This window comes from Rathayibacter festucae DSM 15932, assembly GCF_004011135.1.
GTDB lineage: Bacteria > Actinomycetota > Actinomycetes > Actinomycetales > Microbacteriaceae > Rathayibacter > Rathayibacter festucae.
Map to the genome: position 1 here is coordinate 2,341,963 of NZ_CP028137.1, position 23,320 is coordinate 2,365,282.

The following is a 23,320-nucleotide window of genomic DNA, read 5'->3' on the forward strand; positions in this document are numbered from 1 at the left end:
CTGATGTTCTGCGCCGCTCAGCCCTCGAGCAGCTCCGACAGCTCCAGCCAGCGCAGCTCGAGCCCGGCCGCCTCGTCCTGGTGCTCGCGCAGCTTCGCGTTCAGGCCCAGGATGCCGTCGTAGTCGTCCGGGTCGTGGGTCGCCATCTTCTCGTGCACCGCGGCGGAGAGCTGCGTGAGCTTGTGCAGGCGCCGGTCGATCGCCGACACCTCCTTCTCGGCGGTGCGCCGCTCGGCGCCGCCGAGGCCGGACGGCGCCGGAGCGGACGCGCCGGTCGAGCCGCCCGCGGGCGCGCCCTTCTCCAGCGCGCGGCGCAGGTCGAGGTACTGCTCCACCCCGCCGGGCAGGTGGCGGAACGCGCCGTCCATGACGGCGTACTGCTGGTCAGTGACCCGCTCGAGCAGGTAGCGGTCGTGCGAGACGACGAGCAGCGTGCCGGGCCAGGAGTCGAGCAGGTCCTCGATCGCGGCGAGCATGTCGGTGTCGAGGTCGTTGGTGGGCTCGTCGAGGATCAGCACGTTCGGCTCGCTGAGCAGGATCAGCAGCAGCTGCAGCCGACGGCGCTGGCCACCGGAGAGGTCCTTCACCGGCGTCGAGAGCTGCGCGCTGGAGAAGCCGAGGCGCTCGAGCAGCTGCCCGGGCGTCATCTCCTTGCCGCCGATCGAGTAGCTGGTGCGCTGCTCGGCGATGATCTCGCGGACCGGCTGGTGCTGCACCTCGGTCAGCTCGCGCAGCTGCTGGTCGAGGATCGCGACTCGGACGGTCGTGCCGCGCTTGACCTTGCCGCTGGTCGGCTGCACGCTGCCGGCCACGAGGCCGAGCAGGGTCGACTTGCCGGCGCCGTTCACGCCGAGGACGCCGGTGCGCTCGCCCGGAGCGATCCGCCACTCGATCCGGTTGAGCACGGTCCGCTCGCCGTAGCGGACGGTGACGTCGAGCAGGTCGACGACGTCCTTGCCGAGCCGCGAGACGGCGAGCTGCGACAGCGAGACGGAGTCGCGGACGGGCGGCTCGTTCTCGATCAGCTGGTTCGCCGCGTCGATGCGGAACTTCGGCTTGGCGGTGCGGGCCGGAGCGCCGCGGCGGAGCCAGGCCAGCTCCTTCTTCATCAGGTTCTGCCGCTTCGACTCCATGGTCGAGGCCATCCGGTCGCGCTCGACGCGCTGCAGGATGTACGCCGCGTAGCCGCCCTCGAAGGGCTCGACCAGGCGGTCGTGCACCTCCCAGGTCGCGGTGCAGATCTCGTCGAGGAACCACCGGTCGTGGGTGACGACCGCGAGGCCGCCCGAGGTCGCGGCCCAGCGGCGCTTGAGGTGCTCGGCGAGCCAGGCGATGCCCTCGACGTCGAGGTGGTTGGTGGGCTCGTCGAGGAAGACGACGTCCCAGTCGCCGACGAGCAGCTTGGCCAGGGCGACGCGGCGGCGCTGGCCGCCCGAGAGCGCGCCGACGACGCCGTCCCAGGGGACGTCGCGCAGCAGCCCGGCCATGACGTCGCGAGTCCGCGCGTCCCCGGCCCACTCGTGCTCCTCGAGCCCGCCGACCACGGCCTGGGCGACGGTGAGCTCCTCGTCGACGGTATCGGCCTGGTCGAGCATGCCGAGCGTGACGCCGCGGCGGTGGGTCACCCGGCCGCCGTCCGGCTCGATGCGCTGGGCGAGCAGGCGGAGGAGGGTGGACTTGCCGTCGCCGTTCCGGCCGACGATGCCGATGCGGTCGCCCTCCTCGATGCCGAGGGAGACGTCGTCGAAGATGACCCGCGTGGGGTACTCGAGGCGGAGCGACTCAGCGCCCAGGAGATGTGCCATAGGGGCCGAGTTTACCGGGGGCCGCCTCCGCGGATCCCCACGGGCGGACGCGGTGCGCTCAGGCGACCGTCACGGTGCGCATGTGCCAGCCGGTCGCACCGTCGGGGGCGGGCGGCGCCTCGTCCTGGGTCTGCACCAGGCCCTCGGAGTCGGTGGCGCGGACCAGGACGACGTGGTCGCCGGCGATCGCGTCCCACTCGTAGACCCACTGGATCCAGGTGTCGGCGGTGACGGCCTCGGCCAGGCGCGCGGACTGCCAGGCGCCGCCGTCGATCTGGACCTCGACCTTCGAGATGCCGGTGTGCGGCGCCCACGCGACGCCCGCGACCGCGACCGTGCCGGCCGGCACGGCCTGACCCTGGCGCGGGACGTCGATCCGCGACTCGACCTTGATCGGGCCGCGCTCGGTCCAGCCGCGGGTCGACCAGTAGGCGACGTCGTCCTCGAAGGTGGTGACCTTGAGCTCGGTGACCCACTTCGTCGCCGAGACGTAGCCGTAGAGGCCCGGGACGACCATCCGCACCGGGAAGCCGTGCTCGACCGGGAGCGGCTGGCCGTTCATGCCGACCGCGAGGAGGCTGGCGCGGCCCTCGTCGGTCAGCACCTCGAGCGGGCTGGACGCGGTGAAGCCGTCGATGCTGCGGGAGAGCACCATGTCGGCGCCGGCGGTCGGGCGGGCGCGGGCGAGCAGCTCGCGGATCGGGTAGCCGAGCCAGAGCGCGGTGCCGATCAGGTCGCCGCCGACCTCGTTCGAGACGCAGGAGAGGGTGACCAGGTGCTCCTCGAGCGGGAGGGCGAGGAGCTCGTCCCAGGTGAGGGTGATCTCCTCCTCGACCATCCCGGTGATCCTCAGCGACCAGTCCGCCGGGTCGACGCTGGGTACGGAGAGCGCGGTGTCGATCCGGTAGAAGTCGTCGTTGGAGGTGACGTAGGAGCTGATGCCCTCGATGTCGTCGAGGACACCGGTCGCGGGGATCGGCGCGGCGGTGGCGGCGGGGGTCGGCAGCACGACGGCCTCGCGGACCGCGGTGACGGCGGAGGCGGCGGCGGTGACGACCCGCGCGCCCACGCCCGCGACGACGGCCGCGGCACCGGCGATGCCGACCAGGCGGAGGAAGGAGCGGCGGTCGGTCGAGCCCTGGGCGGGCTCCTCGTCCCAGGCGCGCAAGCGGGCGGAGGCGGCGCGCAGCACCATGGCGCCGGCGACCATGCCGACCACGCTCGGCGCGGCGTCGATGCCGGAGGCGCCCTCCCGGCTGACGGCCGCGAGCGCGCCGAGGCCCGCGACGGCGGCGAGGACCAGGACGCCGAGCGGTGTCTTGCGGTACTCGAGCAGCCCGGCGGCGATCGCGAGCAGGGCGACCGCGATCCCGAGGGAGACGAGGAGGACGAGCTTGTCGCCGGTGCCGAACAGGGCGATGACCGTGTCCTTGACGCCCGGCGGGACGATGTCGATCACGAAGCCGCCGACCGCGACGAGCGGACTGCCGCCGGCGCCCGTGAAGACGGCGACGAGCTCGGCGGTGGCGAGGGTGACGGCGGCCGAGACGAGTCCGGTGAGGATCGCGAACAGTGCTACTCGTCTGGGGGCCATGAGCGGCACTCTAGGCCACGAGATCGAGCGTTCTCTGCGGACGGCGCGGCGGCCCACCCCTGCTGATCGAGTAGCCCTCGCAGAGGGCGTCTCGAGATCCACCGTGTCCAGCAGGGCGGGTCTCGATACGCCGCTGCGCGGCTACTCGACCAGCATGGCTACTCGACCAGCATGCCCCGACGGCACGCCTCAGGTGGAGAGGAGGCGGGCGCCGTGGACCGGGCCGGAGACGCGGACGGCGCGCAGGCGGGCGGACGTCAGCTCGAGCTGCAGGTCGAGCGCGGCGTCGGCGTCGGGCAGGAGGAAGGCGACCGTCGGGCCGGAGCCGGAGACGAGGCCGCCGAGGGCGCCGCTCTCCTCGCCGCGCTCGAGGATCCGCGCGAGGCCGGGCTGCAGGTGCAGGGCGGGCGCCTGCAGGTCGTTGTGCATCGCATCGGCGAGCATCGCGGCATCGCCCGCCCGGAGAGCCTGCAGCACGTTCGGCTCGATGCTCGGCGTCGCGGAGATCGGCCGGAAGTCGTGCAGGTGCCGCTCGCGGTGGCGGTCCAGCTCGCGGTAGACCTCGGGGGTCGACAGCCCCTGCTCCGAGAGCACGAGCACCCACTCGAAGCGGCCCTTGGCGAGCGCGGGGCTCAGCTCGTCGCCGCGGCCGACGCCGATCGCGGTGCCGCCGGTGAAGGAGAACGGGACGTCCGCGCCGAGCCCGGCGGCGATCCCGAGCAGCTGCTCGCGGGTGCACGCGGTGCCCCAGAGCGCGTCGCAGGCCAGCAGCGTCGCGGCGGCATCGGCCGAGCCGCCGCCCATCCCGCCGGCGATCGGCACGTTCTTCTCGATCTCGAGGTGCACGCCGCCGCGGTAGCCGGTCGCCCGGGCGAGGGCCCGCGCCGCCTTGATCGCGAGGTTCGACCCGTCGACGGCGAGGCCGCGGGTGTCGATCGAGCCGGAGAACTCGACCGAGAAGTCGGGGGCGTCGCTCGCGCGGACGTCCTCGTAGAGCGACAGCGACTGGAACGCCGTCGCGAGCTCGTGGTAGCCGTCCTCGCGGACGGCACCGACCTTCAGGTAGACGTTGATCTTGCCTGGCGCTCGCGCGTGGACCCGGTTCGACGTCGTCGCGCGATGGGCCATGCGACCACGCTACAGGGTGGCGGAGCCGCGCTCGTCCGCGGCGGGAGCGCTCTCGTCGACGGCCTCGCCGGCATCCTCGTCGATGCTCTCGCCGTCGTCCTCGGCCCCCGTCGCGGTCCGCACCGCGCCGCCGCGCACGGGCACCAGCGCCGGGTCGAGCGCCCGGCCGAGGGCGGTGAACGCCGCGACGTCGAGCTCCTCGCCGCGGGCCGTCTGCGGCACGCCGGCCGATGCGAGCGCGGCGATCGCGGCCGTGCTGTCGCCGAAGAGCGCGGCGAGCGACTGGCGGAGCATCTTCCGACGCTGCGCGAACGCCGCGTCGACCACCGCGAAGACGGCGCGGCGCAGGGTCTCGTCGCCCGGCTCCTCGCCGCGCTCGAACGAGACGAGGACGCTGTCGACGTTGGGCACCGGCCAGAAGATCTGCCGGGACACGGTGCCGCCGGTCGTGAACGAGCCGAACCAGGACGCCTTGACGCTCGGGCCGCCGTAGATCTTGGAGCCCGGGCCGGCCGCGAGGCGGAGGCCGACCTCGGACTGCACCATCACCACGCCGGAGCGGATGCTCGGGAAGTGCTCGAGGAAGTGCAGCAGCACCGGCACCGAGATGTTGTACGGGAGGTTCGCGACGAGCCGCACGGGCTCGCCCGGCAGCTCGAGCACCTTCATCGCGTCCGCGCGGATCACGGTGAGGTCGGCGGCGGGCGCCATCAGCTGGACCGTGCGGGGCAGCTGCTCCGCGAGCCGGCCGTCGATCTCGACGGCGACGACCCCGGCGCCCGCCTCGAGCAGGCCGAGGGTGAGCGAGCCGAGGCCCGGGCCGATCTCGACGACGCTCTCGCCCCGCTCCACGCGGGCGAGCTTGACGATGCGGCGGACGGTGTTGGCGTCGTGCACGAAGTTCTGGCCGAGCTTCTTGGTCGGCGTGACGTCGAGCAGCTGGGCGAGATCGCGGATCTCGGCGGGTCCGAGCAGCTTCGGGACGGCGACCTCCTCGGCCGCCGCCTCCGCCGCGTGCCAGCCGGTCATGCCAGCTGCCCGACCGGCTCCGACGGCTCCGAGCCGACCTCGCCGCCCCACTCGCCGTAGACCTGCTCGGTGTTCGACGCGATCGTGGCGGCCAGGTGGCCGACGTCGGTCTCCAGCGTCGCGGCCATCGAGCGGAGGGTGTGCGGGATCAGGTAGGGCGCGTTCGGGCGGCCGCGGAACGGCTCCGGAGTGAGGTAGGGCGCGTCGGTCTCGACGAGGATCAGGTGCCGCGGAGTGGCGACCAGCGCCTCGCGCAGCGACTCGGCGTTCTTGAACGAGACGGTGCCGGCGAAGGAGAGGTACCAGCCCTCCTCCGCGCACATCCGCGCCATCTCGGCGTCGCCGGAGAAGCAGTGGAAGACGGTGCGCTCGGGGGCGCCGACCCGGCGGAGGGTCTCCATCACCTCGCGGTGCGCGTCGCGATCGTGGATCTGCAGCGCGGTGCCGGTCTCCTTCGCGATGCGGATGTGCTCCTCGAAGGAGCGGAACTGGGCGGCGCGGCCGCTCTCGCCGGTGCGGAAGAAGTCGAGACCGGTCTCGCCGACGGCGCGGACGCGCGGCTGGGTGGCCAGCTCGGCGATGACGGCGAGGGCGTCGTCGAGCTCGCCGCGCTCCTCGAGCGCCGGCGCCTCGTTGGGGTGGATCGCGACGGCGGCGAGCATGCGCGGCTCGGAGGCGGCGCGCTCGGCCGACCAGCGGCTGGTCTCGACGTCGGTGCCGACCTGCACGACGCCGCGGACGCCGACCGTGGAGGCGCGGTCGAGCTGCTCGCGGTAGTCCAACGGCTCGAGGCCGTCGCTGATCTCGAGGTGCGTGTGGTTGTCGTAGACGGGGACGACGAGCGCCTCGGGCAGCGGCGGGTACGTCAGGTCGCGGCCGGACGTGTTCTCGCGGGCGCGGACGTGCTGGCTGTCGGTCATGGCTCCAGGCTACCGGGGCCGGGCGGCGGGGCCCCGGCGGGTGGATCCGGAGAACCCGCGCCTGCAGAAGCTGGATCTCGATACGCCCGCTGCGCGGGCTACTCGATCAGCAGGAGGGGGCGACGCAGCCGCAGGCGACGGCGGCCGCAGGCGACGGCGGCCGCAGGCGCAGGCGACGGCGGCCGCAGGCGCAGGCGACGGCGGCCGCAGCCGCAGGCGACGGCGGCCGCAGCCGCAGCCGCAGCCGCAGCCGCAGCCGCAGCACCATGCTGGTCGAGTAGCCGCCGCAGGCGGCGTATCGAGACCCCGCGCTTGCAGACGGTGGATCTCGATACGCCCGCGCAGCGGGCTACTCGATCAACATGACGGCGCCCGCAAAGCGGGCTCGATCATCTTGGAGGGCGCCCGAGAGGCGGGCTCGATCATCTTGGAGGGCGCCCGCGAAGCGGGCTCCGTGATCGGCAAGTGCGCGCCCGCGGAGCGGTCTCCTCGATCAGCCGCCCGGGCGGCTCAGGACTCCGGGACCTCGATGCGGGGGAAGAGCGGGGCGAGGGTGCCGACGGTGGTGCCGACGGGCAGCTGCCCCCACTCCCCCGCCGCGCGCAGCGGCTGGGCGGTGAGGGCGCCGAGCGCGTCCTGCACGCCGAGCGCCTCCCAGAGCGCCGTGGTCGCGCGGGGCACGACCGGCGAGAGCAGCACCGCCAGGGCGCGCAGCCCCTCCGACGCCGTGTAGAGCACGGTGCCGAGGCGCTCGCGCTCGTCCTTCTTGGCCAGGGCCCACGGCTCCTGCTCGGTGATGTAGCCGTTCAGCTCGTCGACGATCGTCCAGACGGCGGTGATCGCGTCGTGGATCGCGAGGGTCTCGATCGAGCGGTCGGCCGCGGCCGCCGCCTCCGCGACCGTCGCCTGCACGCGCTCCTCCGCCTCGGTCAGTGCCGACGCCTCGGGCACGACGCCGTCGTAGTAGCGGTGCAGCATCGCGATGACCCGCGAGGCGAGGTTGCCGAAGCCGTTCGCGAGCTCGGCCTGGTACCGGGCCGCGAGGTCCTCCCAGGAGAAGGAGCCGTCCTGGCCGAAGGTGATCGCCCTCATGAAGTAGTAGCGGAACGCGTCCGAGCCGAAGGTGTCGGTGATCTGCTCCGGCGCGATGCCGGTGAGCTTCGACTTCGACATCTTCTCGCCGCCGACCAGCAGCCAGCCGTGGCCGAAGACCTGCTTGGGGACGTCGAGCCCGGCGGCCATCAGCATCGCGGGCCAGATCACCGCGTGGAAGCGGAGGATGTCCTTGCCGACGATGTGGGTCGCCGGCCAGCGGCGCTCGAACTCCGCCTCGTCCTGGCCGTAGCCCACGGCGGTGATGTAGTTGAGCAGCGCGTCGAACCAGACGTAGACGACGTGCGAGTCGTCCCAGGGCACCTTGACGCCCCAGTCGAAGCTCGAGCGCGAGATCGACAGGTCGGCGAGGCCCTGGCGCACGAAGCTGACGACCTCGTTGCGCGCCGACTCGGGCTGCACGAAGTCGGGGCGCTCCTCGTAGAGCGCGAGCAGGCGCTCGGTGTACTCGCTCATCTTGAAGAAGTAGTTCTTCTCCTTGAGCAGCTCGACCGGCTTCGAGTGGATCTTGCAGACGTACTGGCCCTCGTACTCGCCGGTGCCCTCGTCGAGGTCGGAGAGCTGCTTGTACTCCTCGCAGCCCACGCAGTAGTAGCCCTCGTACTCGCCGGTGTAGATCGCGTCCTCGTCGTAGAGCTTCTGCAGGAACTTCTGCACGTTGACCTCGTGGCGCTGCTCCGTGGTCCGGATGAAGTCGTCGTTGGCGATGTCGATCGTCGACAGCAGCGGCTTCCACGAGTTCTGCACGAGCCGGTCGGCCCACTCCTGCGGGGTCGTCCCGTTCGCGGTGGCGGTGCGCAGGATCTTCTGGCCGTGCTCGTCGGTCCCGGTCAGCAGCCAGGTGTCGTCGCCCGCCTGGCGGTGCCAGCGGGTGAGGACGTCGGCGGCGACCTCGGTGTACGCGTGCCCGATGTGGGGGACGTCGTTCACGTAGAAGATCGGGGTCGTGAGATAGAAGGAGGCGCCGTCGGACATGGCGACCATCCTAGGGTTCGCCGCCGGGGCCTCCCGCTGTGTGACGGAGCGGTGCCGGACGCGACCCGGGCCCGAGCTCAGCCGCGACGGGAGGCGAGGGCCGCCTCGTAGAGCGCGCGCTTGGACAGGCCGGTGATCTCCGCGACCTCGGCCGACGCCTCCTTGAGCCGCGCGCCCGCCGCGACACGCTCGAGCACGTCGGCGAGCCCGTCCTCGAGGGAGGCCTCCCGCTCGGGCGCGCCCTCGACGACGAGGCAGATCTCGCCGCGGAGGCCGTCGGCCGCCCACTCGGCGAGCTCGGCCGCGGTGCCGCGACGCACCTCCTCGAACATCTTGGTCAGTTCGCGGCAGACCACGACCCGCCGCTCGGGGCCCATCGCCTCGACGAGATCGGCGAGGGAGTCGCCGATGCGGTGCGGCGACTCGAAGAAGACCATCGTCCGGCGCTCGTCGACGAGCGAGCGGAACAGCGTGACCCGCTCGCCGTGCTTGCGCGGCAGGAAGCCCTCGAAGCTGAAGCGGTCGGTCGGCAGACCGGAGACGGCGAGCGCCATCAGCACGGCCGACGGGCCGGGCAGAGCGGTCACGCGGACGCCGGCGGCGACCGCGGTCTCGACGAGGTGGTAGCCCGGGTCCGAGACGGTCGGCATTCCGGCGTCGCTGAGGACGAGGAGGTCCTCCTCGCGGGCGAGTTCGACCAGCTCGGCGGAGCGCTCGCGCTCGTTGTGGTCGTGCAGGGCGTAGAGCTGCGGGCGGTTCTCGATCCCGAGGGCGCGGAGCAGCTGGATGGTGACGCGGGTGTCCTCGGCGGCGATGTGCCGGGTGCTCTCGAGAGCCTCGACGAGCCTCCGCGTCGCGTCGCCGAGATTGCCGATGGGCGTGCCGGCCAGGATGATCATCCGTCCATCCTCCCAGTCGGCGCGCGACGACGGCCGAACCCGGCCCGACGGCGGATCCGCGCGCCGTTAGCATGGCCGGGTGACGGACCGACCGCAGCGCGACTTCGACGACCTGCTCCTCGACTCCGCGGGGGCCTCGCGCGCCGTGCCGGTCGGGCCCGCGGACGGGAGCACCGCCCGCGTCACTGCCGCGGCCACCGAGAGCGCCCCGACGACGCACGTGCGCGAGAGCGCGCCGGACCTGCCCCGCGGCTCCTGGTTCGACGACGTGCACGACCGCCTCGTCGCGACCACCGCGCGCCGCCGGCTCTGGGAGCTCGGGCTGCCGGTCCTCGTCGTCGTGGTCGCCGCCGTGCTCCGCCTCTGGAACCTCGGGCACCCGCGCTCGCTGGTCTTCGACGAGACCTTCTACGTGAAGGACGCCTGGACCCTCTGGAACCTCGGCTTCGAGGGCGCCTGGCCCGAGAACCCCGACCCGGGCTTCGCCACCGGCGCCGTCGACGTCTTCACCGGAGCGCCGTCCTTCGTGGTGCACCCGCCGCTGGGCAAGTGGATCATCGGGCTCGGCATGGGCCTGCTCGGCGCGGACGACAGCGTCGGCTGGCGCCTCGCCACCGCGATCGTCGGCATCCTCGCGGTCGCCCTCGTGATCGTGATCGGGAAGCTGCTCTTCCGCTCCACCTTCCTCGCCTCGCTCGCCGGCCTGCTGCTCGCGATCGACGGCCACGCGATCGTGATGTCGCGGGTGTCGCTGCTCGACGGCATCCTGATGTTCGTCGCCCTCTGCGGCGTCGCCGCGATCCTGCTCGACCGGCGCTGGGCCGAGGAGCGGATGGCCGTGAAGGTCGCCGCGGGCGATCTGCCGAGCTGGGGACCGGTGCTCTGGTGGCGGCCCTGGCTGCTGACCGCCGGTCTGATCTTCGGCCTCGCGGCGGGCGTGAAGTGGACGGGCATCTACTTCCTCGCCGCCTACGGCGTCTACGCGGTGGTCGTCGATGCGCTGCTGCGGCGGCGCGCGGGCGTGCCGTTCTGGGTCAGCGGCGCGATCCTCAAGCAGGGGCCGGTCACCTTCCTCCTGGTCGTGCCGATCGCGCTGATCGCCTACCTCGGCACCTGGCTCGGCTGGCTGCGCACCTCGGGCGGCTGGGCGCGGCAGTGGGCGACGGAGGCCCCGGGCAACGCCTGGACCGGCGCGCTCGCCTGGGTGCCGGACTGGGCGCAGAGCCTCTGGCACTACCACGTGCAGATGTACGACTACTCGATCAATCTGCGCGCCACGCACCCCTACGAGGCGAACCCGCTGACCTGGCTGCTGATGCTGCGGCCGACGAGCATGTACTTCGTCGACCAGGCGACCGGGGTCGACGGCTGCGCGGCGGTGCGCTGCGACGAGGCGATCACCTCGGTCGCGAACCCGCTGATCTGGTACGCCGGCGTGCTCGCGCTGGTCTACCTGCTCTACCGGCTCGCGCGTTACCGGGAGTGGCGCGCCGGCTTCGTGCTGATGGGCATCGTCGCCGGGTACCTGCCCTGGATGCTGTACCTGGACCGCACCGTCTTCCAGTTCTACTGCGTGGTCTTCGAGCCCTACATGATGCTGGCGCTCGCCCTGACGGCCGGGGTGGTGATCGGCAAGCGGGGTGACGAGCGCGGCAGGCGGACCCGCGGCATCGTGATCGTGCTGATCTTCGTGGTGCTCGCGGCGGCCCTGACCGCCTACTTCTACCCGCTCTGGACCGGGCAGCAGACGTCCTTCTCGTTCTGGCAGGCGCACATGTGGCTGCCCTCATGGGTCTGATCGCCCGGATCGGGCCCGGACTCGCGGCCTGCGCGGCCGCGGCGGTCCTGGCGTTCGCGGTGCACCTGGCGATCCCCGCCGTGCCGATGCTGACGGCCGCCGTGGCGCTCGGGATCCTGGTCGCCCAGCTGCCGGCCGCCCGCCCGCTGCTCAGCGGTCGGCTGGCTCCGGGCCTGAAGTTCTCCTCGCGCACGCTGATGCGCACGGGCATCGTCCTGCTGGGGCTCAAGCTCTCGCTCGTCGACATCGCCGCGCTCGGCTGGGGCGCGATCCTGATCGTCGTCGCGATCGTGCTCGCGACCTTCGGGCTGACCTACGGCCTCGGGCGCGCACTGCGCCTGCCCGGCCGCGAGCCGCTGCTGCTCGCCGCGGGCTTCTCGATCTGCGGGGCCTCGGCCATCGGCGCGATGGCGGGAGCCACCCGGGCGAAGGAGGAGGAGCAGGCCGTGCCGGTCGCGCTGGTCACGCTCTGCGGGACGCTCGCGATCGCGGTGCTGCCGGCACTGCGCTATCCGCTCGGCCTCACGGACGTGCAGTTCGGGCACTGGGTCGGCGCGTCGGTGCACGACGTCGGCCAGGTGGTGGCGACGGCGCAGGTCGCGGGGGCGTCGGCCCTCGCGATCGCGGTGGTCGTGAAGCTGACCCGCGTGGTGATGCTCGCGCCGATGGTGGCGGTCGCCGCTGCCGTGACGCGACGCGGCGGAGACGCGGGCGGACCGCGCCCCGCGATCGTGCCGCTGTTCGTGGTCGGCTTCCTCGCGGCGGTGCTGCTGCGGACGCTGCTACCGCTGCCCGAGGGCGTGCTGGTCGCGGCGGACACGGCGCAGACCTGGCTGCTGGCGGCGGCGCTCTTCGCGCTCGGGAGCGGGGTGCGGCTGCGGGCGCTGCTGACGACCGGCTGGCGGGCGCTGGTCGTCGCGCTCGCCTCGTGGTTCGCGATCGCGGTGATGTCGCTGGCGGCGGTGCACGCCACACTGTGACGGTGTGACGCTCGTCGAGGCGCGACGCTTCGAGTGCTCGGAGCCTGGGACTGTTACGGGATGCGTCGCTCCGGCGGTCCGGTGTCGGCGGCGCCCGCTAGCGTCGATCGCATGGCAGATCGCGAGTACGGCTTCAAGACGCGGGCAATCCACGCCGGCAACATCCCCGACCCGGTGACGGGCGCGCGAGCGCTGCCGATCTACCAGACGAGCGCGTTCGTCTTCGACGACACCTCCGATGCGGCGGCCCGGTTCGCGCTGCAGAAGTACGGGAACATCTACTCCCGGCTCTCCAACCCCACCGTCGCCTCGTTCGAGGAGCGGGTCGCGAGCCTCGAGGGCGGCCTCGGCGCCGTCGCGACCGCCTCCGGCCTGTCGGCGCAGTTCATCACCTTCGCGGCACTGGTCGGCGCGGGCGACCACGTCGTCTCCTCCGCCAACCTCTACGGCGGCTCGATCACCCAGCTCGACGTGACACTGCGGCGCTTCGGCGTCGAGACCACCTTCGTGCAGTCGAGCGACCCGGCCGATTACGCCGCCGCGATCACCGACAAGACCAAGGTGCTCTACGCCGAGACGATCGCGAACCCCTCCGGCGAGATCGCCGACATCGAGGGCCTCGCCGCCGTCGCGCACGCCGCCGGCATCCCGCTGATCATCGACTCGACCGTCGCGACGCCGTACCTCGTCCGCCCGATCGAGTGGGGCGCCGACATCGTCATCCACTCGGCCACCAAGTTCCTCGGCGGGCACGGCACCACGCTCGGCGGCGTCGTCGTCGAATCGGGCCGCTTCCACTACTCGCACGAGAAGTTCCCGCTGCTGCACGACGCGGTCGCGTCCTACGGCGGTCTCTCCTGGGACGGCAACTTCGGCGAGTACGGCTTCCTCACCCGCCTGCGCGCCGAGCAGCTGCGCGACATCGGCCCGGTCCTCGCCCCGCACTCGGCCTTCCTGCTCGCGCAGGGCGTCGAGACGCTGCCCTACCGGATCCAGGCGCACGTCGACAACGCCCGCCGCGTCGCGGAGTGGCTCGACGCCGACCCGCGGATCGAGGAGGTCTACTGGGCCGGCCTTCCCGCGCACCCGCACCACGAGCGCGCGCAGAAGTACCTGCCCAAGGGCCCCGGCTCGGTCTTCAGCTTCGTGGTCAAGGGCGGCCGCGCCGTCGGCCAGACCTTCATCGAGTCGGTCGACCTCGCCAGCCACCTCGCCAACATCGGCGACGCGAAGACGCTGGTGATCCACCCCGCCTCGACGACGCACGCCCAGCTCACCGAGCAGCAGCTGCTGCACGCCGGGGTGCTGCCGGGCCTCGTCCGGCTCTCGGTCGGCATCGAGGACGCGGACGACATCATCTACGACCTCGACCAGGCGCTCACCCGCGCGGTCGAGGAGCACGGCACGCCGGACGCACCGACCGAGCTGCCCGACGACGTCTCGGTGACCATCGACTCCCCGACCGTGGAGGTCTGACCATGAGCGACACCGCCACCGGCACCGCCATCGCTGCCGGCACCGCCGCGACCACCGAGGCCGACGACACCGTCGTCGCGCACCTGTCCAACGGGCTCAGCTGCTCCGTGCCGACGAACTCGCCCCTGGCGAAGCTGCTCAAGTCGCAGCGCACCTGGGTCGGGCCGGACGCGAAGAAGCGACTCGACATCCTTCGCCGCGCGAAGACCGTCGCGATCGTCGGCGCCTCGCCGAACCCGGCGCGCTCCTCCTACTTCGTGTCGACCTATCTGCAGCAGTCGAGCGACTACGAGCTGTACTTCGTGAACCCGAACGCGAAGGAGATCCTGGGGCAGCCGGTCTACAAGAGCCTCGCCGATCTCCCCGTCGTGCCGGACATCGTCGACGTCTTCCGCAAGGCGAGCGACATCCCCTCGGTCATCGACGACGTCGTCGCCATCGGCGCGCCGACGGTCTGGGTGCAGCTCGGCATCTGGAATCAGGAGGCCGCCGAGTACGGCGAGTCGAAGGGCCTCACCGTGGTGATGGACCGCTGCCTCAAGGTCGAGCACGCCCGCTTCCACGGCGGCCTGCACCTCCTCGGCTTCGACACCGGCCAGATCACCTCCCGCAAGACCCTGCGCTGACACCGTCAGACGCCCCCGCGAGATGCCACTTGTGCACGCTTTCCACGGCGTGTCGCGTGCACAAGTGGCATCTCGCGGAGGGGGTCAGTCGCCCTTCACGTTGACGAGCTGGCGGAGGGTGTGCCGGATCTCGACGAGGTCGGCCGCGTCGGCCATCACCCGGTCGATCGGCTTGTAGGCCGCCGGGATCTCGTCGAGGAAGGCGTCGGTGTCGCGGTACTCGATGCCGGCCATCGCCTCCCGCAGCTGCTCGCGACTGAAGGCCTTCCGCGCCGCCGACCGCGAGTACTCGCGGCCGGCGCCGTGCGGCGACGAGTTCAGCGACATCGCGTCACCGCGCCCCACCACCACGTACGAAGCGGTCCCCATGGAGCCGGGGATGAGCCCCGGCCGTCCGGCGTCGGCCTGGATCGCGCCCTTCCGGCTCACCCAGACGTCGCGGCCGAAGTGGCGCTCCTTCTCGGTGAAGTTGTGGTGGCAGTTGATCCGCTCCCGCTCCTGGACCGCGACACCGCTCCACTCGGCGAGCTGGCGGATCACCCGGTCCATCATCATCTCCTCGCGGTTGAGCAGGGCGAACCGCTGCGCCCAGCGCAGCTCGGCGACGTAGCGGTCGAACTGCTCCGTCCCCTCGACCAGGTAGGCGAGGTCGGGGTGCGGCAGCGCGATCCAGTGCCGCTCGCAGTACTCGCGGGCGACCCGGATGTGCGCCGTCGCGATCCGGTTGCCCACGCCCCGCGAGCCGGAGTGCAGGAACAGCCAGACCGCGTCGGTCTCGTCGACGCTCACCTCGATGAAGTGGTTGCCGCTGCCGAGCGAGCCGACCTGCAGCCGCCAGTGCTTCGCCGAGCGCGCCGGGTCGAAGCCCGCCTCGACGGCGAGCGCCTCCAGCTCGGCCACCCGTGGCTCGGCGGTCGCGACGATCTTCCGGTTCGCCGCGCCCGCCGACAGCGGCACCGCCCGCTCGATCTGCCGCCGCAGCTCGCCCAGGTCGCGGCCGGCGAGGTCGCTCCGGGAGAACTGCGTGCGGACGGCGATCATGCCGCAGCCGATGTCGACGCCCACGGCCGCCGGGATGAGCGCGCCGAGGGTCGGGATGACCGAGCCGACCGTCGCGCCGAGTCCGAGGTGGGCGTCGGGCATCAGCGCCAGGTGGGGGTGGATGAACGGCATCTCGGACGCGGCGAGCGCCTGCTGCCGCGCGTTGTCGTCCAGGATGCTCGCCCAGGAGACGAGCCGCTCGGTGATTCTCTGCATGGTCCTTCCTCTCGTGAAGGCCCGGCGGTCGCCGGGATCGGGGTGGGACGCGCTCGGGGCGGCGGGATGCCGCGAGCCGACCGCGAGGCCCCTCCCCTGCAGAGGAGTGCCGACGTACGAGGGCCCCGAGACGATGTCGTCCGGGAGCCCGCGGCGGATGCCTAGGGGTGCCGGACGACGCCGGGCTGGAGGTTCGCGAGATCGCGCTTCGAGCGTTCGAGCTCGACCGCGCCGACGAGGGCGCGGGGGCGATCGGCGACGAGCAGCTCGTCGCGGGTCCATCGAGACGCGGTCACGGGCTGCTCCTTCCGGGCGTCGGGGGTGCGCACTCCGGTGGCGCGCCCGCCGAAGCTAGCAGTGCCGCTGGAGCCGTGCAACCCGGGCGTGTCGCGCGGCGCGGGACGTCGGAGCCCAGCGGCGAAGGATCCTCCTGCCGTCCGCTGAGCACCTCCCCCTCTCGGCGGAGTCTCCTCCGCATCGCGTGGGCGCTCTCTGGGCGACCCCTCCGTGTCCCCGGATCCGTGACAGCGACAGGAGTAGGCAGGACGGGCAAGGGAGAAGCGAACTCCGCCGATCGTGACAACGAATCCGGCCGCCCGGCGGCCACGAAGAGGTGTACGAAACGATGAGAACCACCCGTCCCACTCCAATCGCCCAGCGCCCGAGGCGCCTCCTGATCGCAGGGATCGCCTGCGGCGCCCTCGCCTTCGGGTCGGTCGCCACAGCCCCGGCCGTCTTCGCGGCCGAGGCGCCGGTCAGCGCCGCTGCCGCGTCGGCCGCCGCCTGGCCCGTCGTCGCCGAGGGCGAGAACAGCGCCAACGCCCGGACCGTGCAGCACCTGCTGAACGCCGCCGGCGCCTCCGTGGACGCCGACGGCGTCTTCGGCCCCGCCACCGCCGCCGCGGTGACCTCCTTCCAGAGCGCGCGCGGCCTCTCCGCCGACGGCATCGTCGGCGCGCAGACCTGGGCCGCCCTGATCACGACGGTGTCCTCCGGCGACTCCGGCGAGGCGGTCAGCGCGCTCCAGGTGCAGCTGAACAAGGTCGGCGCGAGCCTCACGGTCGACGGCGCGTTCGGCGCCGCGACCCTCGCCGCCGTGAAGAGCGTCCAGTCGGCGGCCGGGCTCACGGTCGACGGCGTCGTCGGTCCGCAGACCTGGCAGTCGCTCGTCGGCGCCGGCTCGGGCACCACGCCCGACCCGGGCCAGCCGGGCGAGACCTTCGCGACCCTCAGCGAGGAGCAGCTCGCGAACGTCCGCACGATCATCGCGGAGGGCAAGACGGCGGGCGTCCCCGAGTACGGCTGGGTCGTCGCCATCGCCACGGCGATGCAGGAGTCGCGACTGCGGAACCTCTCCGGCGGCGACCGCGACTCGGTCGGCCTCTTCCAGCAGCGCCCGTCGGCGGGCTGGGGCGACCCGGCCGACCTCGTCGACCCGGTCTACGCCTCGAGGGCGTTCTACGGGGCGGCGAACAGCCCCACCACGAACACCGGCCTGACGGACATCGCCGGCTGGGAGTCGATGTCGGTGACCGAGGCGGCGCAGGCCGTGCAGGTCTCCGCCTACCCGGACGCCTACGCGCAGTGGGAGACCCTGGCGCGCGAGGCCGTCGAGAGCGAGGGATGAGGATCATGAGCACCACGGAGATCAGCACGACAGAGATCAGCACGACCGGCACCACCACGACGGCCCCCGGGGCCCGGCACCGGCGGAGCATCGGCGCCCGCGTCGTCGCCGTCGTCACCGCCCTGCTGCTCGCCCTCGGCGTCAGCGTCGGGACCGCGACCAGCGCTCAGGCGGCCGACTGGCCCGTCCTCTCCTCCGGCTCGACCGGGGAGGACGTGACCACCGCGCAGTACCTGCTCCGCTCGTCGGGCCAGTCGCTCGCGGTCGACGGCGCGTTCGGCGCCGGCACGCAGTCGGCGGTCACCTCCTTCCAGTCCGGCGCGGGCCTCGCGGCCGACGGCGTGATCGGCGCGGCCACCTGGGGTGCGCTGACGGTGACCGTGCAGAGCGGCGCCTCCGGTGACGCGGTCAGCGCGGTGCAGACGCAGCTGAACGCGAACGGCGCGTCCGTCGCGGTCGACGGCGCGTTCGGCGCGGCGACGACCGCCGCGGTGCAGAGCTTCCAGGGCACTGCGGGACTGACCGCCGACGGCATCGTCGGACCGGCCACCTGGAAGGCCCTGATCGCCGGGACGGGCGGCGGCACCACGCCTCCCCCGTCGGGCGACGCCGCTGCGACCGCGCAGGCGATCCTCGACAACCCGGGGATCGAGCTCTACGAGCTCGGCTCGGACGCCGCCTCCACCTCGCTCGCCAACATCCGCGACACGGCCGCCGGCCAGCCGGCGAAGACGAGCCCCGAGGGCGACGCCGGTGTGACCTCGGTCGCGCTGAACCCGGCCATGCTCGACGCGCTGCTGAAGCTGAACACGCAGTACGGCCACACCCTGCGGGTCACCTCCATCGCGGGTGAGGACCACTCCACCGGCTCCGGCCACTACACCGGCGACGCGGTCGACATCGACCTGATCGACGGCGTGCGGGTCTACGAGGGCGCCGACCACCAGGCGATCCAGAACGCCTGCGCCGAGATGGGCGCGACGCTCACGCTCGGCCCCGGCGACGCGGGCCACTCGGACCACGTGCACTGCGAGTTCTGACGCTCGGGACCTCGGTCCCGGTACTCGGAACGACAGGGGCGGGCGCTCGATCGGGCGCCCGCCCCCTTCCGTGCGCGAGGCGTAGTCTCGGGAGATGAGTGCATACGTCTCCGCCTTCGACCTGTTCAGCGTGGGGATCGGCCCCTCCAGCTCGCACACGGTCGGACCGATGCGAGCGGCCCTGGCCCTCGCCGAGCGGCTGCGCGACGCCGGGCTGCTCGACCGGGTGAGCCGCGTGGTCTGCACGCTCTACGGCTCGCTCGGCTCCACGGGCATCGGCCACGGGACGCCGGACGCGATCGTCGCCGGGCTGTCCGGGCTGCACCCGGAGACCTGCGACCCGGAGGAGGTCCGCGGAGCGTGGCGGCGGCTCGACGAGGACGGTGCGATCGCGCTCGCGGGCGAGGCGCACCTGCCGATGACGCGCGACGACATCGCCTTCGAGCCGCGCACCCGGCTCCCCGAGCACCCCAACGCCCTGACGTTCAGCGTCTGGCTCGGCGACGCGGCGCTGCCCGAGTGGGAGGAGACCTACTACTCGATCGGCGGCGGCTTCATCCGCCGGGCCGGCGAGCGCGCCGAGCTGGCCTCGCTCGCTCCGCACCCCTACCCCTTCGTCTCCGCGCTCGACCTGCTCGCGACCTGCGATCGGACCCGCTCGAGCATCGACGAGATCGCCGCCGCGAACGAGCGGGCGCTGCACCCCGGCCTCGACGTCGACGCGCGGCTGGATGCGATCTGGGACGCGATGGCCGCCTGCGTCGAGCACGGCCTGGCGACCGAGGGCGTCCTGCCCGGCGGCCTGGGCGTGCAGCGCCGCGCCTCCGTCCTGCGCGGGCGGCTCGAGGCGTTCGAGGACGATCCGCTGGACCGCGCGCGGGCGACCTCGGTGGAGTGGCTGCACGCGTTCGCGCTCGCCGTCAACGAGGAGAACGCGGCGGGCGGACGCGTCGTCACCGCGCCGACGAACGGGGCGGCGGGCATCATCCCGGCCGTCGCGCACCACTACCTCCGCTTCGTGCCGGGCGCCGATCGCGCGGGCATCCGGCGGTTCCTGCTCACCGCGACGGCGATCGGCTCGCTCTGCAAGACCAACGCGTCGATCTCGGGCGCGGAGGCCGGCTGCCAGGGCGAGGTCGGCTCGGCCTGCGCGATGGCGGCGGGCGCGCTGTGCGCGGTGCTCGGCGGGACCCCGCGGCAGGTGGAGAACGCGGCCGAGATCGCGATGGAGCACCACCTCGGGCTCACCTGCGACCCGGTCGGCGGGCTGGTGCAGATCCCGTGCATCGAGCGCAACGCGATCGCGGCCTCGACCGCGGTCAGCGCGGCGCGGCTGGCGCTGCACGGCGACGGCACGCACCGCGTCTCGCTCGACACCGTGATCGAGACGATGCGGCAGACCGGCATCGACATGTCCTCGAAGTACAAGGAGACCAGCGAGGGCGGCCTCGCGGTCAACGTCATCGAGTGCTGAGGGCGGCGGTCGGTGCCGCAGGAGGGACGGCCGCGGCGAGCGGACTGTGACGCCGGATGAACCACGATGACGCACCGGCCTGCGGAGCGTCGGGGGTCGCGCCTAGCGTGGTGCAGGTGAGCAGCCCTGCAGCCCCCTACCTCGCCCGGCCGATCGTCTCGACCCAGTGGCTGGCCGACCAGCTCGGCCGCGAGCACCTCGTCGTGGTCGACGCGAGCGTCCTGCTGGTGACCGGCTTCGACGGCCGGCCCGGCTACCTCGGCGGCGACGAGCAGTACCTCCTCGAGGGCCACGTGCCCGGTGCGGTGTTCGGCGACCTGCTCGCGCAGCTCTCGGATCCCGAGGCGGCCCTCCCCTTCACCCGGCTCGACCCCGAGCGCTTCGCCGCGGCGACGGCCGCCCTCGGCATCGACGACGACTCGGTGGTCGTCGTCTACGACTCCGCGGTGGGCCAGTGGGCGTCGCGCCTGTGGTGGCTCCTGCGCGCCGCCGGGCACGACGCGGTCGCGGTGCTCGACGGCGGCCTCAGCGCCTGGCGGCGGGAGGAGCGCCCGATCGAGACCGGTCACGTCGAGCCGCGGGCGGCCGCGGGCATTACCGTGCGCCCCGAGCGCCCGCTCTGGATCGACAAGGCCGGCGTCGAGCGCGTCGTCCGCGGCGAGGAGCCGGGCGCCCTGGTCTGCGCCGTGCCGCCGAAGGAGTTCACCGGCGAGCAGGGGCGCCGGCCGCGCCTCGGCCACCTCCCCGGCTCGGTCAGCGTCCCGGCCGTCCGGCTGATCGACCGCGAGGACAACACGCTCCTCCCGCCGGAGCGGCTTCGGGCGCTCTTCGGCGAGACGCTCCAGGCCGAGCGGATCGTCCTCTACTGCGCGGGCGGGATCGCCGCGACGGCCGACGCGCTCGCGCTCGCCGTCCTCGGCGTCGACACCGCGGTCGTCTACGACGGCTCGCTCAACGAGTGGGCCGCCGATCCCGACGCCCCGCTCGTCGTCACGGCCGCGTGAGCAGCTCCTCCGGCAGCTCCGTCGTCGGCAGCGCGCAGACGAACGCCTCGCAGGAGTAGGCCGTCGGCAGGCCGTCGCGCGACGTCCGGCCCTCGAAGAGCTCGAAGCCGGCGCGGGCCCACTCCGCCGCCGCGTCGTCGCTCACCACCGCGAGCACGCCCAGCCCGGTCTCCCGGGCGCCGCGCTGCAGCGGTGCCCGTGCGCCGTCGTCCGGGACGACGACGACGAGCTGCGTGACCGGCCGCGCGAGGCGCCCGGCGAGCGCGAGCACTCCGCCGAACCCCATCGGCTGCCCGAGCGCGCCCGGTGCGATGCCCGCGACCACGGCCTCCGCCGCGTCCCGGTAGCGCCGCTCCCCCGTCAGGAGGTACAGCACATGGGCCGCGTCGGCCGCCGCCGAGAGGCCCGAGGGGTAGGCGCCCTCGGACGGATCCGCCGCCAGCAGCAGCCCGCGCGCGGTGAGCGCCGGGTCCCCGCCGCCGGGCAGCGCGAAGGGCGGCCAGGACGGGGCCGCGTCCAGCGCGCCGTCGATCAGCGTTCGGGCGACGACCGCGTAGCGCGGCGCCCCCTCGGCGAGCGCCAGCTGCAGCAGTCCGCCGGCGAGCATGCCGAGGTCCTCCAGCGCCGGGCGCGCGGCGGAGACGGAGTCGCCGAGCGAGGCGCGGACGCCGACGCGCCCGTCGACGAGGTGCCGCTCCAGGAGGAGATCGGCGGCGTCGCGCGCGGCAGCGATCCAGTCCTCCCGGCCCAGGGCCCGCCCGGCTCGCGCGAGCGCTCCGATCGCCAGCCCGTTCCAGCCGGTGACGACCTTCTCGTCGAGCGCGGGCGGAATCAGATCCGTGCGGTCCTCGGCCAGGTAGTAGCCGCCCTCCGAGCGCTGCCCGTGGACGATGCTCTCGGAGTCCTGCGCGCTGGCGAAGCCGCCGCTCGGCCGCCGCAGCGTCGCGAGCAGGAACGACGCGACGCCCTCCGCCACCCCGGCGAGCGCCCCCCGGTCGGTGCCGTCGCGCCCGAGCAGCACCGCCGCGACGTCGAGCAGCTGGGCGTTGTCGTAGAGCATCCGCTCGTAGTGCGGATCGCTCCAGTCCTGGCGGGTGGCGTAGCGGAAGAAGCCGCCGTCGCGATCCCGCAGCGTCGAGCCCGCAAGTGTCAGCAGCGTCCGCTCGGCCAGCCCTGCGCCGTCGTCCCGCGACGCCAGGAAGCCGAGCACCGGCGCCACCGGGAACTTCGGCGCCCCGCCGAAACCGCCGTGCACCCGGTCCTCCTCCGCGGCGAGCGCCCCGACGGCCGCCGCGAGCGCCGCGTCGTCCGGGAGCGCGTCTCCCGTCGGCACCACCGCGGTCGCCTCCCGCAGCGCGGTGCTGAGCGACCCCGCCGTCGCCTGCACCTCGTCGCGCCGCAGCCGCCACGCCTCCGACACCGCGTCGAGCACGTCCGAGAACGCCGGCACCCCGCCGACGGCCCGCGGCGGGAAGTACGTCCCCGCGTAGAACGTCTCCCCGGCCGGAGTCGTGAACACCGTCAGCGGCCAGCCCAGATTCCGCGTGAACGCGCTCGCCGCCGTCAGATAGGCGGTATCGACGTCCGGATGCTCCTCGCGGTCCACCTTGACCGCCACGAACCCGTCGTTCAACCGCGCCGCGAGCACCGGGTCCGAGAACGACTCCCGCGCCATCACATGGCACCAGTGGCAGGTCGCGTACCCGATCGACACCATGACCGGCACGTCCCGGCGCACCGCCTCGGCGAACGCCTCCTCCCCCCACAGCCACCAGTCCACCGGGTTGTCGGCGTGCGAGCGGAGGTACGGACTGACACTGCTGCGAAGTCTCTCGGCCATGCCTCCCACGCTAGACGCGCCGCCCGCCGCCGTCCGGGGCGTTGACAGCCGCCCCCACGCTCCGCGCGAACAGCTATCCAAGATGAGGCCCACGCTCCGCGCGGAGTTGCCCATGCTGATCGAGTAGCCCGCGTAGCGGGCGTATCGAGATCCACCACCGCCGGAAGCCGAGTCTGCAGACCCGGCCTCCAGACGACCGTGGGTCTCGATACGCCCCTCCGGGGCTACTCGACCAACATGTTTCATGGGCACCTCCTTGGCATGGAGGCACCGGCCTCAGAGCTGACGACGTCGAGTCTCATCCCGAAGGGATGGACGCCCCCTCGCCCCCGTCTCACCCCGACGGGGTGGACGCGGTGCCTCGTCGCGGCTCCTGGCTCGGGTCTGGCGGGCGCGCCGCAGGCGCGCGGGAAGGAGCCGCGACGAGGCACCACGTCCGCCCCACCCGTCAGCACGGCAAGGGTCAGCGCTCGAAGAACCACCCGGTCGGCCGCTGCGGCCCCGACGACGACCCGCCGCCGCTCGCCCGCCGGCCGAAGACCAGGTACGCGATGCTCCCCGCGAACGGGAGGATCACGATCAGTGCCACCCAGCCGACCTTCGCGACCTTCGACAGCCGCCCGTTCGCCAGCACGCCCCGGATCGCGAGGATCAGCAGGACGATGTTGAGGATCACGAGGAGGGACTGCGTGTTCACACTCGGCTCTCTGCTCGGCCCGCTCGGCGCGGGCAGCC

18 protein-coding genes and 1 pseudogene are annotated in these 23,320 nt (G+C 73.1%); 8 read left to right on the top strand and 11 right to left on the bottom strand.

Going from position 1 to position 23,320, the window contains the following annotated elements:
* Nucleotides 1-17: 17 nt before the first annotated feature.
* The 7 genes and pseudogenes from C1I64_RS10960 to rsmI form a co-directional block, all read right to left on the bottom strand.
* Nucleotides 18-1,805 carry an ABC-F family ATP-binding cassette domain-containing protein gene (locus C1I64_RS10960; RefSeq protein WP_127887219.1) on the bottom strand — a complete coding sequence of 596 codons (1,788 nt, stop codon included), beginning with the start codon at nucleotides 1,803-1,805 and terminating at the stop codon, nucleotides 18-20.
* A 58-nt stretch (nucleotides 1,806-1,863) separates the two neighbouring features.
* Entirely contained in the window at nucleotides 1,864-3,399 is a 1,536-nt protein-coding gene (locus C1I64_RS10965; RefSeq protein WP_127887220.1) for a molybdopterin-dependent oxidoreductase, read from the bottom strand.
* A 189-nt stretch (nucleotides 3,400-3,588) separates the two neighbouring features.
* A complete protein-coding gene (locus C1I64_RS10970; protein WP_123705149.1) occupies nucleotides 3,589-4,527 on the bottom strand; it encodes a 4-(cytidine 5'-diphospho)-2-C-methyl-D-erythritol kinase in 939 nt (312 codons plus the stop codon).
* A gap of 159 nt (nucleotides 4,528-4,686) precedes the next feature.
* A pseudogene (gene rsmA, locus C1I64_RS10975) lies at nucleotides 4,687-5,556 on the bottom strand (16S rRNA (adenine(1518)-N(6)/adenine(1519)-N(6))-dimethyltransferase RsmA); the annotation flags it as partial.
* Entirely contained in the window at nucleotides 5,553-6,476 is a 924-nt protein-coding gene (locus C1I64_RS10980; RefSeq protein ID WP_127887222.1) for a TatD family hydrolase, read from the bottom strand. The gene C1I64_RS10980 and the pseudogene rsmA, both read right to left, overlap by 4 nt.
* 510 nt (nucleotides 6,477-6,986) lie before the next feature.
* Nucleotides 6,987-8,564, bottom strand: coding sequence for a methionine--tRNA ligase (gene metG / locus C1I64_RS10985; protein ID WP_127887223.1), 1,578 nt, complete (start codon nucleotides 8,562-8,564; stop codon nucleotides 6,987-6,989).
* Nucleotides 8,565-8,641: 77 nt separating this feature from the next.
* The gene (gene rsmI / locus C1I64_RS10990; protein ID WP_123447639.1) at nucleotides 8,642-9,463 is read right to left on the bottom strand and encodes a 16S rRNA (cytidine(1402)-2'-O)-methyltransferase; all 822 of its coding nucleotides are present in this window, start codon (nucleotides 9,461-9,463) and stop codon (nucleotides 8,642-8,644) included.
* A 79-nt stretch (nucleotides 9,464-9,542) separates the two neighbouring features.
* Here rsmI and C1I64_RS10995 point away from each other — a divergent pair, with 79 nt between their 5' ends.
* The 4 genes from C1I64_RS10995 (at nucleotide 9,543) to C1I64_RS11010 (ending at nucleotide 14,343) form a co-directional block, all read left to right on the top strand.
* Nucleotides 9,543-11,261, top strand: a complete 1,719-nt coding sequence (locus C1I64_RS10995) for a dolichyl-phosphate-mannose--protein mannosyltransferase (RefSeq protein WP_244209452.1) — start codon at nucleotides 9,543-9,545, stop codon at nucleotides 11,259-11,261.
* The gene (locus C1I64_RS11000; RefSeq protein ID WP_127887224.1) at nucleotides 11,252-12,241 is read left to right on the top strand and encodes a YeiH family protein; all 990 of its coding nucleotides are present in this window, start codon (nucleotides 11,252-11,254) and stop codon (nucleotides 12,239-12,241) included. Before C1I64_RS10995 ends, C1I64_RS11000 begins: the two co-directional genes overlap by 10 nt.
* A gap of 111 nt (nucleotides 12,242-12,352) precedes the next feature.
* Nucleotides 12,353-13,717, top strand: a complete 1,365-nt coding sequence (locus C1I64_RS11005; protein ID WP_127887225.1) for an O-acetylhomoserine aminocarboxypropyltransferase/cysteine synthase family protein — start codon at nucleotides 12,353-12,355, stop codon at nucleotides 13,715-13,717.
* A gap of 2 nt (nucleotides 13,718-13,719) precedes the next feature.
* A complete protein-coding gene (locus tag C1I64_RS11010; protein WP_127887226.1) occupies nucleotides 13,720-14,343 on the top strand; it encodes a CoA-binding protein in 624 nt (207 codons plus the stop codon).
* An 84-nt stretch (nucleotides 14,344-14,427) separates the two neighbouring features.
* Here the strand turns inward: C1I64_RS11010 and C1I64_RS11015 are convergent, their stop codons facing one another.
* Both C1I64_RS11015 and C1I64_RS20755 read right to left on the bottom strand, forming a co-directional pair.
* On the bottom strand, nucleotides 14,428-15,600 hold the full coding sequence (locus C1I64_RS11015; RefSeq protein ID WP_127887227.1) for an RtcB family protein: 1,173 nt from the start codon (nucleotides 15,598-15,600) through the stop codon (nucleotides 14,428-14,430).
* A gap of 161 nt (nucleotides 15,601-15,761) precedes the next feature.
* A complete protein-coding gene (locus tag C1I64_RS20755; RefSeq protein ID WP_260321745.1) occupies nucleotides 15,762-15,896 on the bottom strand; it encodes a hypothetical protein in 135 nt (44 codons plus the stop codon).
* Nucleotides 15,897-16,225: 329 nt separating this feature from the next.
* Between C1I64_RS20755 and C1I64_RS20760 the strand changes: the two genes are divergently transcribed.
* From C1I64_RS20760 to C1I64_RS11035, 4 genes are all read left to right on the top strand, one after another.
* A complete protein-coding gene (locus C1I64_RS20760) occupies nucleotides 16,226-17,227 on the top strand; it encodes a peptidoglycan-binding domain-containing protein (protein ID WP_127887228.1) in 1,002 nt (333 codons plus the stop codon).
* 5 nt (nucleotides 17,228-17,232) lie between these two features.
* Nucleotides 17,233-18,267 (top strand): peptidoglycan-binding domain-containing protein, encoded by a 1,035-nt coding sequence (locus tag C1I64_RS11025; protein ID WP_164874513.1) that lies wholly within the window; start codon nucleotides 17,233-17,235, stop codon nucleotides 18,265-18,267.
* A 94-nt stretch (nucleotides 18,268-18,361) separates the two neighbouring features.
* A complete protein-coding gene (locus tag C1I64_RS11030) occupies nucleotides 18,362-19,741 on the top strand; it encodes an L-serine ammonia-lyase (RefSeq protein ID WP_127887230.1) in 1,380 nt (459 codons plus the stop codon).
* A gap of 116 nt (nucleotides 19,742-19,857) precedes the next feature.
* The gene (locus tag C1I64_RS11035) at nucleotides 19,858-20,745 is read left to right on the top strand and encodes a sulfurtransferase (protein ID WP_164874514.1); all 888 of its coding nucleotides are present in this window, start codon (nucleotides 19,858-19,860) and stop codon (nucleotides 20,743-20,745) included.
* Here C1I64_RS11035 and C1I64_RS11040 read toward each other — a convergent pair.
* Nucleotides 20,732-22,585 (bottom strand): thioredoxin domain-containing protein, encoded by a 1,854-nt coding sequence (locus C1I64_RS11040; protein WP_127887232.1) that lies wholly within the window; start codon nucleotides 22,583-22,585, stop codon nucleotides 20,732-20,734. The two genes, C1I64_RS11035 and C1I64_RS11040, sit on opposite strands and share 14 nt — an antisense overlap.
* A 463-nt stretch (nucleotides 22,586-23,048) precedes the next feature.
* Nucleotides 23,049-23,282: a PLD nuclease N-terminal domain-containing protein gene (locus tag C1I64_RS11045; protein WP_123705161.1), complete on the bottom strand. Its 234-nt coding sequence runs from the start codon at nucleotides 23,280-23,282 to the stop codon at nucleotides 23,049-23,051.
* Nucleotides 23,283-23,320 lie beyond the last annotated feature (38 nt).

Coding starts and splice junctions, on each gene's coding strand:
- C1I64_RS10960 (WP_127887219.1), bottom strand. CDS start 1,805: ATGGCACATCTCCTGGGCGCTGAGTCGCTCCGCCTCGAGTACCCCACG.
- C1I64_RS10965 (WP_127887220.1), bottom strand. CDS start 3,399: ATGGCCCCCAGACGAGTAGCACTGTTCGCGATCCTCACCGGACTCGTC.
- C1I64_RS10970 (WP_123705149.1), bottom strand. CDS start 4,527: ATGGCCCATCGCGCGACGACGTCGAACCGGGTCCACGCGCGAGCGCCA.
- C1I64_RS10980 (WP_127887222.1), bottom strand. CDS start 6,476: ATGACCGACAGCCAGCACGTCCGCGCCCGCGAGAACACGTCCGGCCGC.
- metG (WP_127887223.1), bottom strand. CDS start 8,564: ATGTCCGACGGCGCCTCCTTCTATCTCACGACCCCGATCTTCTACGTG.
- rsmI (WP_123447639.1), bottom strand. CDS start 9,463: ATGATCATCCTGGCCGGCACGCCCATCGGCAATCTCGGCGACGCGACG.
- C1I64_RS11000 (WP_127887224.1), top strand. CDS start 11,252: ATGGGTCTGATCGCCCGGATCGGGCCCGGACTCGCGGCCTGCGCGGCC.
- C1I64_RS11005 (WP_127887225.1), top strand. CDS start 12,353: ATGGCAGATCGCGAGTACGGCTTCAAGACGCGGGCAATCCACGCCGGC.
- C1I64_RS11010 (WP_127887226.1), top strand. CDS start 13,720: ATGAGCGACACCGCCACCGGCACCGCCATCGCTGCCGGCACCGCCGCG.
- C1I64_RS11015 (WP_127887227.1), bottom strand. CDS start 15,600: ATGCAGAGAATCACCGAGCGGCTCGTCTCCTGGGCGAGCATCCTGGAC.
- C1I64_RS20760 (WP_127887228.1), top strand. CDS start 16,226: ATGAGAACCACCCGTCCCACTCCAATCGCCCAGCGCCCGAGGCGCCTC.
- C1I64_RS11025 (WP_164874513.1), top strand. CDS start 17,233: ATGAGCACCACGGAGATCAGCACGACAGAGATCAGCACGACCGGCACC.
- C1I64_RS11030 (WP_127887230.1), top strand. CDS start 18,362: ATGAGTGCATACGTCTCCGCCTTCGACCTGTTCAGCGTGGGGATCGGC.
- C1I64_RS11040 (WP_127887232.1), bottom strand. CDS start 22,585: ATGGCCGAGAGACTTCGCAGCAGTGTCAGTCCGTACCTCCGCTCGCAC.